Here is a 13,668-nt window from a genome sequence, read left to right on the forward strand (position 1 = left end):
ATATGGGCATTGAAAAAATCCTGATCGCCAATCGCGGCGAGATTGCGCTTCGCATCCATCGTGCCGCGCATGAAATGGGAATCAAAACTGTTGCGGTCCATTCGACAGCCGACGCCGAAGCCATGCACGTGCGCCTCGCCGACGAAGCAATCTGCATCGGGCCGCCTGCTGCGATAGACAGCTATCTTAATGTTCCTGCGATTATTTCTGCCGCCGAAATCAGCCACGCCGATGCAATCCATCCGGGTTACGGTTTTCTGTCCGAAAATGCACAGTTCGCCGAAATCGTCGAGAGCCATGACATCACGTGGATCGGCCCCAAACCCGAACATATCCGCACCATGGGCGACAAAGTGGAGGCCAAGCGCTCGGCTGGCGCTTTAGGATTACCGCTGGTTCCGGGCAGCGATGGCGCCATTGAGGATGTTGCCGAAGCGAAAGCGATCGCTCGTGACATCGGCTACCCCGTGATCATCAAGGCCGCATCGGGCGGCGGTGGTCGCGGTATGAAGGTGGTCAATAACGAGGATGAACTCGAGTCCCAGATGCAGCAGGCCGGGACCGAGGCCAAGGCAGCCTTTGGCGATGCGACCGTGTATCTCGAAAAATATCTCGGAAATCCGCGCCATATCGAATTCCAGATTTTTGGCGATGGCAATGGTAATGCCGTGCATCTGGGCGAGCGTGACTGTTCGTTGCAGCGCCGCCACCAGAAGGTTCTCGAAGAAGCGCCTTCGCCGGTCCTGTCGACGGCGGAGCGTGACCGCATGGGCAATATCTGCGCCAAGGCCATGGCCGACATGGGCTATCGCGGCGCGGGCACCATCGAGTTTCTTTGGGAAAATGGCGAATTCTTCTTCATCGAAATGAACACCCGTTTGCAGGTGGAGCATCCGGTGACCGAAATGATAACCGGCCTCGACCTCGTCCGCGAACAGATCCGCGTGGCCGAGGGCAAGCCTTTGTCCTTCACCCAGGACGAAGTGACTTTCACAGGACATGCGGTCGAATGCCGAATCAATGCCGAAGATCCGGTCACCTTCATGCCCTCACCCGGCACGGTAAGCTGGTACCACCCGCCCGGTGGCCTGTATGTCCGCGTCGATAGCGGGTTGTACCATGGCTATAAGGTGCCGCCTTATTATGACAGCATGATCGCCAAGCTGATCGTTTACGGGCAGACACGCGAAGGCTGCCTGATGCGCTTGCGGCGCGCGCTTGGGGAGTTTGTAATCGAAGGCATGAAGACGACCATTCCTTTACATCAGAAATTGCTCGAAGACCCGGATTTCCAGAACGGGAATTACACGATCAAATGGCTCGAAGAATGGCTGGCCAAGGACGCCAAATAAACCTCTCCCGCCGGCAGGTGGCGCTGGGGCTGGCATTATTGCCACTCAGTGGCTGCGCACCTGCCCGGCCGGACAAGGACGTTCCCTTTATACCGGCCAGACAGGCAAAGGATTTGGCGGCGGCGGATCCCGGCAGGTTGGTCGAGCTGGTCAAGGTCGACCCGAATATCCGGCTCGACATGCGTTACGCGACGACGAACAATTTCACCGGCGTAATTCTATATGATGAAGCGCGGGCGTTTCTGACAGCACCTGCCGCGCAAGCGGTCGCACGGGCAAGCACGGCGGCCCGGGCCGAAGGTTTCGGCCTGACGATTTACGACGCCTATCGTCCCTGGCGCGTGACCAAGAAGCTATGGGATGCAACGCCGGCTGGTCCAAAGAAAAATTATGTCGCCAACCCCAAGCGCGGTTCGAAACATAATCGCGGGTGTGCGGTCGATCTCACACTGCATGATCTCGCGAACGGCCAGCTTGTCGAGATGCCGACCGAATTCGACGATTTCTCCGAAAAGGCGCATCGCGATTATATGGGGGCGAGCACCAGAGCGATCGAGAACCGCGCGAGGTTGCAACGCTATCTGGAAGCGGAAGGTTTCAGCGGCCTGTCCAACGAATGGTGGCATTTCGACTTTAACGGATGGGAGCAATTTCCGGTGCTCGACATCCCGTTTGACAAATTGGGTTGATCGACGGCGGCCGTCTTGTTCATCAAAACGCTTCCTTTCATGAACATGTACAGGTAATTCAGCTACGCTTCAGAACGACTCGGCCATTAACCAGTTCATGCCGGGGCATCGGGCGCCCGCTTTGGGGAATGATTATGAAGAAGATTATTTTGGCCACTTTGGCAGCCACGTCCTTGATGACGCCAGCCGTTTCGCAGGCCGCAACACAGATGGGACCCGTGTCTTCTAACTTTGACGACAATGCGAATTTCAAACGTGGAGAAGGTGAAGAACGCGAAGGACGGCGCAATGTCAGAGTTCGCGGTGACGCACAAAACAATCGCGGCCGCGAAGAATCCGGCCAACGCGTCCAAGAGCAACCAAATCCGGTAGAAGTCCGCAACTGGTCGCAAGAACGTGGGCGCGAGCGCGAGCGCAATGTTAGAATTCGCAGTGATGATGGAAACAATCGCGGCCGCGAAGAATCCGGCCAGCGCGTCCAAGAACAACCAAATCCGGTAGTAGTCCGCAACCGGTCGCAAGAAGGCGGGCGCGAGCGCGAACGCAATTTCAGAAATCGCAGTGATGATGGAAACAATCGCAGCCGCGAACAATCCGGCCGAGGCGTCCAAGAACAACCAAATCCGGTGCAAGTCCGCAACTGGTCGCAGGAACGCGGGCGCGAGCGCAATGACGATGATCGCCGGTATCGTGGCGGGGAACGGCGTAATGGAGGTGGCGAGAACAACCGCCAATGGAACAACGATAACGATAGAGATGATCGCGGATACCGCGGGAATCAAAACCAGAACTACCGTTGGAAACAGACCTGGCGAAATGACAGCCGTTATAATTGGAGCGGACATCGCGACCGTTATCGCAACCATTACAACCCCGGCCGCTATTATTCGCCCTATCGGGGGCACAGCTATCGCCGGTATGGTATAGGTATCAATATCGGTTCGGCCTTTTTCGGATCCCGTTACTGGATCAGCGACCCATATTATTATCGCTTGCCACCTGCTTATGGCCCCTATCGCTGGGTGCGCTATTATGATGACGTGTTGCTGATCGACCTGCGGTCCGGCCGCGTGGTGGACGCGATTCACGATTTCTTCTGGTAAGAAACCTGACGACAAAGACACATGGCCCGGGCGTCCCAGACGTTCGGGTCTTTTTTTGCTTGTAACATCGGCGCAAGCTGCTCAATCTCCCGCCAAATCAGCAGGGAGATTTTTATGGTCCGTTCCGTCCTTCTGGCCAGTATCGCGCTGGCCGCCACGGCACCTGTGTTGGCCGAGACGCAGGCGATCCTGGTCGGCAACCTCATGCCCGATGCGATAACCGGACCGACCGGACCTGCCGTCATTCTCGTTGAGGATGGCCGGATCAAGGAAATTGCAAAAGGTACCACCAACCCGTTTCAGGCCGACGTTGTCGTCGATCTGTCCTCCAAAACCGTGGTGCCCGGATTTATTGACCTCCATGTTCATCTGACCGGTGACCCCGGCGGTGACTTTCGTGACGAAGCGGTTGACCCCGACGAATGGGGCGTGGTCATGGGCGTCAAGAACGCCGCCCTCACGGTAAAGGCCGGATTTACCACCGTGCGTGAAGCTGGATCGGCTCAAAACACCGCCTTTGTCCTGCGCCGCGGCACGGCAGAGGGCAAGATTGTCGGACCACGCATTATCGCCGCTGGTCCTGCTCTGTCCATTGTGGGCGGGCATGGTGATGTCACCGGTTTCCGCAAGGATGTGCTGGCCGCGCTCGACACCGGCTATACCTGTACCGGTCCGGTGGAGTGCGCCGAAAAGGTGCGTAAATCATCGCGGCTGGGATCGGATGTCATCAAGATTACCGCGACTGGCGGTGTCCTTTCGCAACAGGGTCGCGGGCTGGAGGCGCATTTTACCGATGCGGAGATGAAATCCATCGCCGACACCGCGCATTCGCTGGGCCTGAAGGTCATGGCCCATGCCCATGGTGCACGCGGTATCGAGGCAGCTTCGGCGGCGGGCATTGATACCATTGACCACGGAACCTTCGCCGACGAGGCTGCGCTCAAGGTGATGAAGGCCAAGGGCACCGTGCTGGTCCCGACGCTGATGGCGCTTGAGGGTGTTCGCGCGCGGCTTGGCAAAGGCATTTACACCCCCACGGTCGAGGTGAAAGCCCGGCAAGCGCTGGAGGCCGCAGGACGGCAAGTGACCCGGGCCAAGGCCATGGGCGTCACCGTCGCGTTCGGCACGGATGCAGGCGTGTTTGAACATGGCAGCAATGGCAAAGAATTTGCGTTGCTGGTCAAAGCCGGACTGACCCCGTCAGAAGCGCTGGCCAGTGCCACCACCATCGCTGCGAAGACGCTCGGCATGGAAAATGAAATCGGGAAAATCGCGATCGGTTATTCGGCCGATCTGGTCGCGGTCGCGGAAAATCCGCTGACCAACATCACAACACTCGAAAATCCGTCATGGGTCATGGTAAGAGGCCGCATCGTTCCCTGATTCGGACCCGATATGCTTGAAGATACTCCTATAAAAGAATTTGACGCCAATAACGATCCGGCAAAGCTGGCCCGTATCGGCGTGCATGTCACCAAAAGGCTGAAGGCCAACCCATTGGTGCAGCAGGTCGAGCACGCCGATGCCCAATTATATCTGTATCAGGGTTTCCTGGGCAAAGCGGATTGCAAGACGTTAATCGGCAAAATCGATGCCGATGCCGTGCCATCGACGCTGTACAAGGGCACAGAACAGGCAGGCTTCCGGACCAGCTATAGCTGCCATCTCAACCGCTGGGACGCCTTCATTGCCAAGGTCGAAGCGCGGATGAGCGATGTGCTTGGCATCGAAAATGATTATGCCGAAACAATGCAGGGCCAACGCTATCAGGTCGGTCAGGAATTCAAGGCGCATCATGATTTCTTCCACCCCGGTCAAAGCTATTGGGAACAGGAGGGCCCGACGGGTGGACAACGAAGTTGGACCGCGATGATTTTCCTGAACGAACCTGAAGAAGGCGGGGCCACCGAATTTCCGCATCTGGGTCTGGGCGTGCGCCCGCAGGCTGGCATGATGCTGATATGGAACAATGTGAAACCCGACGGCACGCTGAATTATAAAACGCTGCACACCGGAACGCCGGTGATCAAGGGCGTGAAGCACGTTATCACCAAATGGTATCGTCAAAATAACTGGCTGGAAATCAATACGCCAAAATAGTGTCGGGAAATGCCGTCTGTCGAATTGCGGTTGCGGCAGAACGTAGATGGTTAAAGAGTGGGATCACGATACGCTGCCTTCCCTAGCGTGATGATTTATGGAGATATGTTTGTGAAATCCTTTAAATTCTTGTTGCTCGCCGGTGCGGTACTATCGGCGTCCGTGGCGACCGCAGCTGGCGCGCAAACTGCCCCTGTTACCCAAGCCACGCAGACCGAAGGCCAAAAATTGACCGCCTTGTTCGCCGCCGATGACGAAGGTAGCCTGAAACGCAACCCGTTGAACGCCCTGTTTCGCGGCGATATGCGCTATGCCGACCGCTTTGGCGATTTCATCAGCGACGAATATTTCGCCAATGAAAGAAAGGCTGCCGAGGCCAATCTGGAAAATCTGAAAGCGATTGACCGCGAAAAGCTGAACCCCACCGACAAGATCGCTTATGATGTGTTCAAGCAGGGCCAGATTGACGGGCTCAAGGGCCTTTCCAAGGAAATCATGGACCTGACCGTCGTGCGTCCACTGAACCATTTCTCCGGCTTTCACACATTTTACCCGACCTTTGCGAGCGGCAAAGGCGCGGCACCGTTCAAGACGGTCGAAGACTATGACAATAACCTGAAACGCCATAAGGAATTCATCGTGCTGATGGACCGGTCGATTGACCGGTTCCGGCAGGGCATGGCGACAGGCGTGTTTGAAACGAAGCTGACCATTGTCAATGTCATTGACCAGCTAAATACCCAATTGGGACAAAAGACCGAGGAATCGCCTTATTATGGCCCTGTACTCAGTTTCCCCGAAAGTTTTAGCGAGGCTGACAAAACGCGTTTGACCTCCGAATATCGCGAGATCGTCGAAAAGGGACTCTATCCCGTCAACGCCCGCATGCGCGATTTCCTGCGCGACAGTTATCTGCCGCTCGCCCGCGAACAGGTTGGCCTGTCCGCGATGAAGGGCGGCGAAATACTCTATCAGTATCAGATCGAGCAGACGACGACATTGCCGTTAAAGGCGGACGAAATCCACACGCTCGGCCTATCCGAAGTGGCGCGTATCAAAACCGGCATGGAAAAAATCAAGTCAGAAGTCGGCTTCAAAGGCACATTACCTGAATTTTTTGAATATCTGCGTTCCGACCCGAAGTTCAAGCCCGCCAGCCGTGAAGCGTTGACCCAAGGCTATTATGACATCGGCAAAACCGTCGACGGCCTGATTTCAACGCAGTTCAAATATCTCCCCAAGGCCCCGCTTGAAATCAAGCCTTATGAAGAATTCCGGGAGAAATATGAGGCGGGCGGAAGTTATCAGGGCGGAACACCCGACGGTAAACGCCCCGGTGTTTTCTATTTCAACGCTTATGACCTGCCCAGCCGGACCACACCCGGAATGACCACGCTCTATTTGCACGAAGGCGCGCCGGGCCACCATTTCCAGATCAGCATCGCGCAGGAAAACGAAGCTCTCCCTGCGTTTATGCGATTTGGCGGCAACACCGCTTATGTCGAAGGCTGGGCGCTGTATTCCGAAACATTGGGCTATGATATGGGCCTGTTCAAAGACCCATATCAGCGGTTCGGCACATTATCGGACGAAATGCTGCGCGCGATGCGGCTGGTGGTCGACACCGGTTTGCACAGCAAGGGTTGGACCCGCGACCAGGCCATCGACTATATGCTCGCCAACAGCGACATGGGCAAAACCGATGCGACGGCAGAAGTCGAGCGTTACATCGCCATTCCGTCACAGGCATTGGCTTACAAAATCGGCGCGCTGACCATTCAACGGTTGAAGGCCAAAGCGCAAAAGGAACTGGGCAAGAAATTCGATGTCAGGGAGTTTCACAATCAGGTCCTAAACACCGGCGCGTTGCCGTTGACCGTTCTTGAAAAGAAAATCGACTACTGGATTGCAGCGTCGAAATAAAGGCAATAGGCTCCTTGTTGTAGGCTGGAGCAACAAGGAGCCCTAAATGCCAAGTTTGATCGCCCGCCTGACGGGCTTTGTCCTGCGCACGACTGGCATATACCGGAAGATGTTTACCGGCGGCCCACAATTTGGCCAAAATATCACCAAGGCACGCAGCCAACCATTGCCCGAACCCAACGCCAAAGCACGCAGCAATCTTCGTGTCGAACACAGCGAATTTGGCGGGCGTCCGGTTTGGACCCTTGCTCCCAAAGACCGCGAACCCACTACCCATGTCCTGTACTGGCATGGCGGGGGTTATGTTTATCCGGCCGCGGATGTGCATTGGGCATTTCTGGCGCATATGGCCCAAATGCACGGCTGGTCGGTGACCGCACCGCTTTATCCGCTGGCGCCCGAAAGCGACGCAGAGGCGGTGATAGCATGGGCGATGGAATTTTATCGCCAATATGCCGCCGACAAAAACGGCACGCCGTTCATTATGTCCGGCGATTCTGCGGGCGGAGGATTAACCGCAGCAGTTGCCCAACTGGCCCGCGATGCCAGAGATCCGGGCGCCGCAGCCTTGATCCTGATCTGCCCTTGGCTCAACCTTGACCCCGCGCATCCCGATCAGGCGCAGATCGAAAGGCGCGATGGCATTCTGACCATCAGCGGTATTTCGGACGCCGGACGAATTTATGCCGCGGACCTGCCACTCACCGATCCGCGGTGTAGCCCACTGTTCGGCAGTTGGAACGACCTGCCGCCGGTTCTGGCCTTTGGCGGCGGGGACGACATATTGGTAACCGATGCACGCGCCCTGAAGGCGAAGCATCCGGCAATCCTGTATCGTGAGCTGTCGGAGATGCTGCACGTTTGGCCAATCTTCTCCTTCCGCGAATCGCGCGCCGCCCAGGCCGAGATGGCGGCTTTCGCCGCGAGCGCATTAACGTAACGGATTTGGCTGCCCCCGGCTTTTGCGCTATGACAGGAGTATGAGAATAGGAGAGTTCCCATGCCAGCGGTAAAAGCCGCCAATCCCCGAAAGATATTCGGGGCCGACCGCTGGTCGCGGATTACCACGGTGTCGCGCTGGCGCGGGGTGTGGCTCATCGTCCATGCATGGCTTGTCGTGGCGTTCGCCGCATTTGGCGCAGCGGCAGCGTGGCAGTGGAGCTGGGTCGCAGGTCTTATCGCAACGCCGGTGGCGCTGGTCATCCTCGGCGGTCGCCAGTTGGGCCTTGCCATTTTGATGCACGAAGGCGCGCACGGCCTGCTCCATCCCGACCGCAAGCTGAACAATTTTCTGGGCCAATGGCTCACCGGCGCAGCGACCGGCAGCGATCTGCACGCTTATCGCGCCTATCATCTGACGCATCATAAATTCACGCAGCAGCCCGAGGACCCCGACCTGTCGCTGTCCGCGCCCTTCCCCACCAGCCGCGACAGCCTGCGCCGCAAGGCGATCCGCGACCTAACGGGCCAGACCTTTTTCAAACAACGTACAGCGCAGTTCGGCGCCGCATGGCGCGGGTTACAGGCGATGCTGCGACATGAAAGCGGCGATGCCTCGGCCAAGCGCGACACCAGCGCGGGCCGAATGCTCAACCTGCAAAGCCGGTCGGGCATCGATTCGCCGGTGGCAAATATCGACGGCGCCAAAACGACGGCCCGAACCGTAGGGCGCTTTTTGGGCGTTCAGGCGGTGCTGCTCGCGGTCTCCCTGATTTTCTGGGGCTGGCTGCCCTTCGCGCTGTGGCTGGTGGCGCTGGCGACCACATTCCAGCTTTTCCTGCGGGTCCGCAATATTGCAGAACACGCCTGTACCAGCACGGGCAGCGACGATCCCTTTTCCCATGCGCGCACCACTTATGCCGATCTTGTCGAGCGGACGACCGTCGCGCCTTATTGGGTGAATTTCCACAGCGAGCATCATCTGTTCATGGGCGTGCCATGCTACAGCCTGCCCCTTGCCCATGCGATGCTGGGCGAAGGGAATTATCACCACCGGATGACGATCGAGCCCGATTACCGGACGGTCCTGCGTAAGGTTACAGCCAGCCAGCCCGCTTGAACCGGACATAAAGCGAAAGACAAACTGTCGCCATCAAGCCGACTACGACGAAATACCCATATTTCCAGCGCAGTTCAGGCATGAATTCGAAATTCATGCCGTAAATTCCGGCAATCGCTGTCGGCACCGCTAGAATGGCTGCCCAAGCCGCCAGCTGCCGTGTCGTCGCACCCTGCCGCTGCTGTTCAAGCAGGCTGCTGGTCTCGATCACCGAGGTCAGCGTGTCCCGCAGTCCATCTGCCCGGTAAATGACCCTCCGGATATGGTCGAGCAGGTCGCGGAAATAAGGATGAATATTCTGGTCAATCTGTGGCAGATGCAGATTTAGAAACTGGCTGGCCAGATCTTCGATCGGGCCCAAAATCCGCTGTAACCGGAACAGTTCGCGGCGCAGGGTGAACAGGCGCGCGGTTTCGGCACGATTTAGGAACATGTCGATCGCGTTATCTTCCATCGCGAGCACTTTTTCTTCCAGCGCATCGACCACCGGAAAATATCCGTCGACGACGAAATCCAGAATTGCGTGCAGCACATAATCAGGGCCATGCTTGAGCAGCCACGGCGTTGCTTCCAGTTGCGCGCGAAGCTGGCTATGCGCCCGTTCGGAGCCATGACGGACGGTAATGATGAACTGCCGCCCAACGAAGATTGCGGTATTCCCATATTCGATCTTGTCGCCGTGAAGATGCGCGGTCCGGGCGACGAGGAACAAATGGTCGCCATAGGCCTCCATCTTAGGCAGATGCCGCGGATCAAGCGCGTCTTCGACCGCCAGCGGGTGCAGGCAAAAATGTTCCTGAATGCGCTTCAGAGATCCGTCATCGGGTTCATGCATGCCGATCCAGATGAATTCGCCCGGCTTATCAACATGAGGTATCGGCTTGGTCAGGTCGATATCGGCAACCATTTTGCCATCTCGGTAGAGGCGGGCCGCGATAACGGTCATTTTGTTTTCCCATCCGACTGGCCGTCTATCTTTGCAACCGCTTCGATCAGATGATTGACCTTTTCATGCAGGCGCAGGATTTCCAGTTCGGCCCGCAAATTGACCTCATAATCATGCGATGCTGCCGCCCGATCCTTGTCGGCCTGACGGTTCTGGCTCATCATGATGATCGGCGCCTGGATGGCTGCCAAAGTGGAAAGCATCAGATTCAGGAAAATGAACGGATAGGGATCGAACGCCAGACCCATCCGCCCCAGTATCTGAGAATTCAGGATCATCCAGCCAAAGAGCACCACGCCAAATGCAATGATGAACCCCCAACTGCCGCCGACCGCCGCAACATGGTCTGACAGCCGCTCGCCATAGGTCGCATCGTCTTCGTGGGTGACACCCATGTCCTTACTGATGGATTCACGCTTGTGGATGCGTTCGAGAACACGGCTTTCGGCAGGCGACAGAGCATCGCTTGTTTTGCCAAGCAATTCGAGTGCGAGATCGTCGACCGTCCGGGGTGTCGTCAAGTCAAAGCCTCCGCAATCAGGGCGCGGCTGTTCTGGATGCCATAAAGCGCGATGAAGCTGCCCATGCGCGGACCGGCGCTGGATCCGAGCAATGTTTCATAAAGCGCCTTGAACCAGTCACGCAGATTTTCGAAGCCGCCTTCCTTGCCGATTTCATAGACGATATTCTGGATATCTTCGGCGCTGGTATCTGCGGGCAGTTCGGCCAGCCGCGCGTCCAAGGACTGCAACGCTGCTATTTCCACGCCTTCAGGCTTGCGCTTGTGCAAGGTAGGCGCAACAAAATCACGGTTATAGGCGAGTGCAATGGGGATCAGCTCGGCCAGCTCGGGCGAATTTTCGGCGGTCGCATCCTTGGCATAATTGCCAAGATAAGTCCAAACCTGCTCCTCGCTCGCGCCTGCACCCATCACGCCGACAAGGTTGAGCAGCAAGCCAAAGGTCACCGGCGGCTGGCCTGTAGGAACATTGCCATTGTGGATATGGTGCACCGGATTGCCGAGCCGCTTTTCGACCGGCTGGTCATGCCATTGTGCGCGGAACTGGAAATATTCGTCCACCGCCTTGGGCACGACGCCCAGATGCAGCTGCTTTGCACTTTTGGGTTCGCGATAGGCGTAAAAGGCGACGCTGTTTTCGGTCCCGTATTTCAGCCAGTCTTCAAGCGCGAGGCCATTGCCCTTGGACTTGGAAATCTTTTCGCCCTTTTCGTCGAGGAACATTTCATAGATCAAGGCTTCTGGCGGACGTCCGCCGAGCACGCGCGCGATCTTGCCCGACTGCACGCCGCTGTCGGTCAGGTCCTTGCCATACATTTCATAATCGACGCCCAGCGCGACCCAGCGCATCGCCCAGTCGACTTTCCACTGCAGCTTCGCCTTGCCGCCCAAAATGGATTGCGTGACCCGCTCGCCCGCATCGTCAAAGGCGATCAGCCCCGCTTCGGCATCAACCACTTCGACCGGCACCTGCAGAACAATGCCGCTCTTTTCGCTGATCGGCAGCACCGGTGAATAGGTCGCCGCGCGTTCCTTGCGAAGTGTCGGCAGCATGATGTCCATGATCGCCTGATAATGGAGGAGAACACCCTTCAACGCGGCGTCAAAAGCGCCGCTTTCATATTGGCTGGAGGACGAAATAAATTCATATTCGAACCCGAACTGGTCCAGAAATTCACGCAGCTTTGCATTGTTGTGCGCCGCGAAACTTTCGAACTTTTCGAACGGATCGGGAATGCGCGACAAGGGCTTGCCGAGATGTTCGGTCAGCATCGCCTGATTGGGCACATTGTCGGGCACTTTACGCAAGCCGTCCATATCATCGGAAAATTCGATCAGGCGCGACGGTGCATCGGACATCGTCGCAAAGGCATTCCGCACCATCGTCGTGCGGAGCACCTCGTTGAAAGTGCCGATATGCGGCAGGCCCGACGGGCCATAGCCACATTCAAAGACTATAGGCACACCGCCCGGCTTCCCCTGCGGATAGCGTTTCAAAAGCCGCCGCGCCTCTTCATAAGGCCAGGCTTTGGATTGATTTGCGATCTCGCGGAGGTCAGTCACGTGTTGCTCTTTCGTTCTGTTTGCGCCACTCTTGCGCTTATGCAATCTCCCCTAACCTTTCCAGCGCTGCATGCAAGCCATGCCGGTATCTGGATGGCGACGCCCGATGGGCAGATTCGCACGGTAGGTAAGGGGGAGGCGGTCGGTCGTGCGGCCGAAACGCCGATGATAATGCTCAACGCGCCTCTGGTGGCGCAGCGGTTGGGCTATGCGGAATTGTCGGGGCTGGACGTGCTGGAACTGTTCGCCTTTGTGCATCCAGCGCGCTTTGTCGTGCCGACCGCAAAGGGGTTGGCGGCGGTGCTGGGTATTGCACCGGATTCGCCCGACGGCGGCTGGAGCGATGAGAAAGTCCCGCATCTCCTTCTCACCGCCACGCACAAACTTCTCGCCACATTGGCCGACCCCGCATGGCCCGAACGCGAGGGTGCATGGGACAGCGCGCAGGCGTTGATGCGGGTGCGCTGGCCTTGGGCGAACCTATTGCTGCGCCATCTTGCCAAGCCCGAAAAGCCCGAACGCTGGCTGTTCGCGCGGCTGCCCGAATGGGAGGAGGCCGCACCGCGCACCCCGCCGCGCGTCATCACGCTGAACCCCGATGCGGTACAGGCGCAGCTTGCATCCCTCGTCGGCAACGGCGCCGAAACAAGGCAAGGACAGCGCGACTTTGCGCAGGCCGCCGCCCGCATTTTTGCGCCCCGCGCGCGCAAGGGCGAACCCAATATGGTACTGGCCGAGGCCGGAACCGGGATCGGCAAGACGCTCGGCTATCTCGCGCCCGCATCGCTCTGGGCGCATCATGCCGATGGCGCGGTGTGGATTTCGACCTTTACCAAGGCGCTGCAACGCCAATTGGTGCGCGAGGCGCGGCGGATTTACCCGGACCCCGAAATCTTCAAGCAGAAGGTGGTGGTGCGTAAGGGCCGCGAAAATTATCTGTGCCTGCTGAATCTCGAAGACGCGTTGCAGGGCGGTTTTGCCGGACGGGCGGCGACGCTGGCGCATCTGGTGGCGCGCTGGGCGGCCTATAGCAGTGATGGCGATATGATCGGTGGGGATTTGCCCGGTTGGCTGCCCACGCTGTTCCGGCGCAATGGCTCGACCGCGCTGACGGACCGGCGGGGCGAGTGCATCTATGCCGGATGCCCGCATTACAAGAAATGCTTCATCGAACGTGCAGCGCGTGCGTCTGTGCAGGCGGATATCGTCATCGCCAACCACGCGCTGATGATGGTCAACGCCGCACGCGGCCGCGACGAAGTCAGCCGCCCGACACGGATCATCTTTGACGAAGGACATCATCTGTTCGACGCCGCCGATTCGATGTTCGCCGCCGCGCTTACCGGACAGGAAACGGTCGAGATGCGCCGCTGGGTCATCGGCCCGGAAGGCAAGGCGCGCGGACGCAGGCGG

General features: G+C 57.9%; 11 protein-coding genes and 1 pseudogene. 9 read left to right on the forward strand and 3 right to left on the reverse strand.

What is annotated here, in order from left to right; all coding sequences use genetic code 11:
• Window positions 1-2: 2 nt before the first annotated feature.
• The 8 genes from accC to ACEW72_RS08725 all read left to right on the forward strand — a co-directional run bounded on the left by accC (window position 3) and on the right by ACEW72_RS08725 (window position 9,226).
• Window positions 3-1,352, forward strand: coding sequence for an acetyl-CoA carboxylase biotin carboxylase subunit (gene accC, locus ACEW72_RS08690; protein ID WP_373475988.1), 1,350 nt, complete (start codon window positions 3-5; stop codon window positions 1,350-1,352).
• On the forward strand, window positions 1,328-2,041 hold the full coding sequence (locus ACEW72_RS08695; RefSeq protein WP_373475989.1) for a M15 family metallopeptidase: 714 nt from the start codon (window positions 1,328-1,330) through the stop codon (window positions 2,039-2,041). Before accC ends, ACEW72_RS08695 begins: the two co-directional genes overlap by 25 nt.
• Window positions 2,042-2,175: 134 nt before the next feature.
• Window positions 2,176-3,144, forward strand: coding sequence for an RcnB family protein (locus tag ACEW72_RS08700; protein ID WP_373475990.1), 969 nt, complete (start codon window positions 2,176-2,178; stop codon window positions 3,142-3,144).
• Window positions 3,145-3,258: 114 nt separating this feature from the next.
• Window positions 3,259-4,527: an amidohydrolase family protein gene (locus ACEW72_RS08705; RefSeq protein ID WP_373475991.1), complete on the forward strand. Its 1,269-nt coding sequence runs from the start codon at window positions 3,259-3,261 to the stop codon at window positions 4,525-4,527.
• 12 nt (window positions 4,528-4,539) lie between these two features.
• Entirely contained in the window at window positions 4,540-5,244 is a 705-nt protein-coding gene (locus ACEW72_RS08710) for a prolyl hydroxylase family protein (RefSeq protein ID WP_373475992.1), read from the forward strand.
• A gap of 105 nt (window positions 5,245-5,349) precedes the next feature.
• The gene (locus tag ACEW72_RS08715) at window positions 5,350-7,167 is read left to right on the forward strand and encodes a DUF885 family protein (RefSeq protein ID WP_373475993.1); all 1,818 of its coding nucleotides are present in this window, start codon (window positions 5,350-5,352) and stop codon (window positions 7,165-7,167) included.
• Between the two features lie 46 nt (window positions 7,168-7,213).
• Window positions 7,214-8,107, forward strand: a complete 894-nt coding sequence (locus tag ACEW72_RS08720) for an alpha/beta hydrolase fold domain-containing protein (RefSeq protein ID WP_373475994.1) — start codon at window positions 7,214-7,216, stop codon at window positions 8,105-8,107.
• Between the two features lie 60 nt (window positions 8,108-8,167).
• Window positions 8,168-9,226, forward strand: coding sequence for a fatty acid desaturase family protein (locus ACEW72_RS08725; RefSeq protein WP_373475995.1), 1,059 nt, complete (start codon window positions 8,168-8,170; stop codon window positions 9,224-9,226).
• Here ACEW72_RS08725 and ACEW72_RS08730 read toward each other — a convergent pair.
• From ACEW72_RS08730 to ACEW72_RS08740, 3 genes are read right to left on the reverse strand one after another with little or no spacing between them, the layout of a single operon-like run.
• Window positions 9,204-10,172, reverse strand: a complete 969-nt coding sequence (locus tag ACEW72_RS08730; protein WP_373475996.1) for a magnesium and cobalt transport protein CorA — start codon at window positions 10,170-10,172, stop codon at window positions 9,204-9,206. The genes ACEW72_RS08725 and ACEW72_RS08730 overlap by 23 nt on opposite strands.
• Window positions 10,169-10,693 carry a DUF1003 domain-containing protein gene (locus ACEW72_RS08735; RefSeq protein ID WP_373475997.1) on the reverse strand — a complete coding sequence of 175 codons (525 nt, stop codon included), beginning with the start codon at window positions 10,691-10,693 and terminating at the stop codon, window positions 10,169-10,171. The genes ACEW72_RS08730 and ACEW72_RS08735 overlap by 4 nt, the downstream gene beginning before the upstream one ends.
• Window positions 10,690-12,255 carry a lysine--tRNA ligase gene (locus ACEW72_RS08740; RefSeq protein WP_373475998.1) on the reverse strand — a complete coding sequence of 522 codons (1,566 nt, stop codon included), beginning with the start codon at window positions 12,253-12,255 and terminating at the stop codon, window positions 10,690-10,692. The genes ACEW72_RS08735 and ACEW72_RS08740 overlap by 4 nt, the downstream gene beginning before the upstream one ends.
• A 39-nt stretch (window positions 12,256-12,294) precedes the next feature.
• Here ACEW72_RS08740 and ACEW72_RS08745 point away from each other — a divergent pair.
• Window positions 12,295-13,668 (forward strand): annotated as a pseudogene (locus ACEW72_RS08745) (ATP-dependent DNA helicase); the annotation flags it as partial.

Source organism: Sphingorhabdus sp., from assembly GCF_041737645.1.
Classification (GTDB): domain Bacteria; phylum Pseudomonadota; class Alphaproteobacteria; order Sphingomonadales; family Sphingomonadaceae; genus Sphingorhabdus_B.

Bases quoted from the DNA above. Each gene is read 5' to 3' on its own strand.
- ACEW72_RS08730 (WP_373475996.1), bottom strand. From the start codon at position 10,172: ATGACCGTTATCGCGGCCCGCCTCTACCGAGATGGCAAAATGGTTGCC.
- ACEW72_RS08715 (WP_373475993.1), top strand. From the start codon at position 5,350: ATGTTTGTGAAATCCTTTAAATTCTTGTTGCTCGCCGGTGCGGTACTA.
- ACEW72_RS08705 (WP_373475991.1), top strand. From the start codon at position 3,259: ATGGTCCGTTCCGTCCTTCTGGCCAGTATCGCGCTGGCCGCCACGGCA.
- accC (WP_373475988.1), top strand. From the start codon at position 3: ATGGGCATTGAAAAAATCCTGATCGCCAATCGCGGCGAGATTGCGCTT.
- ACEW72_RS08720 (WP_373475994.1), top strand. From the start codon at position 7,214: ATGCCAAGTTTGATCGCCCGCCTGACGGGCTTTGTCCTGCGCACGACT.
- ACEW72_RS08695 (WP_373475989.1), top strand. From the start codon at position 1,328: ATGGCTGGCCAAGGACGCCAAATAAACCTCTCCCGCCGGCAGGTGGCG.
- ACEW72_RS08725 (WP_373475995.1), top strand. From the start codon at position 8,168: ATGCCAGCGGTAAAAGCCGCCAATCCCCGAAAGATATTCGGGGCCGAC.
- ACEW72_RS08700 (WP_373475990.1), top strand. From the start codon at position 2,176: ATGAAGAAGATTATTTTGGCCACTTTGGCAGCCACGTCCTTGATGACG.
- ACEW72_RS08710 (WP_373475992.1), top strand. From the start codon at position 4,540: ATGCTTGAAGATACTCCTATAAAAGAATTTGACGCCAATAACGATCCG.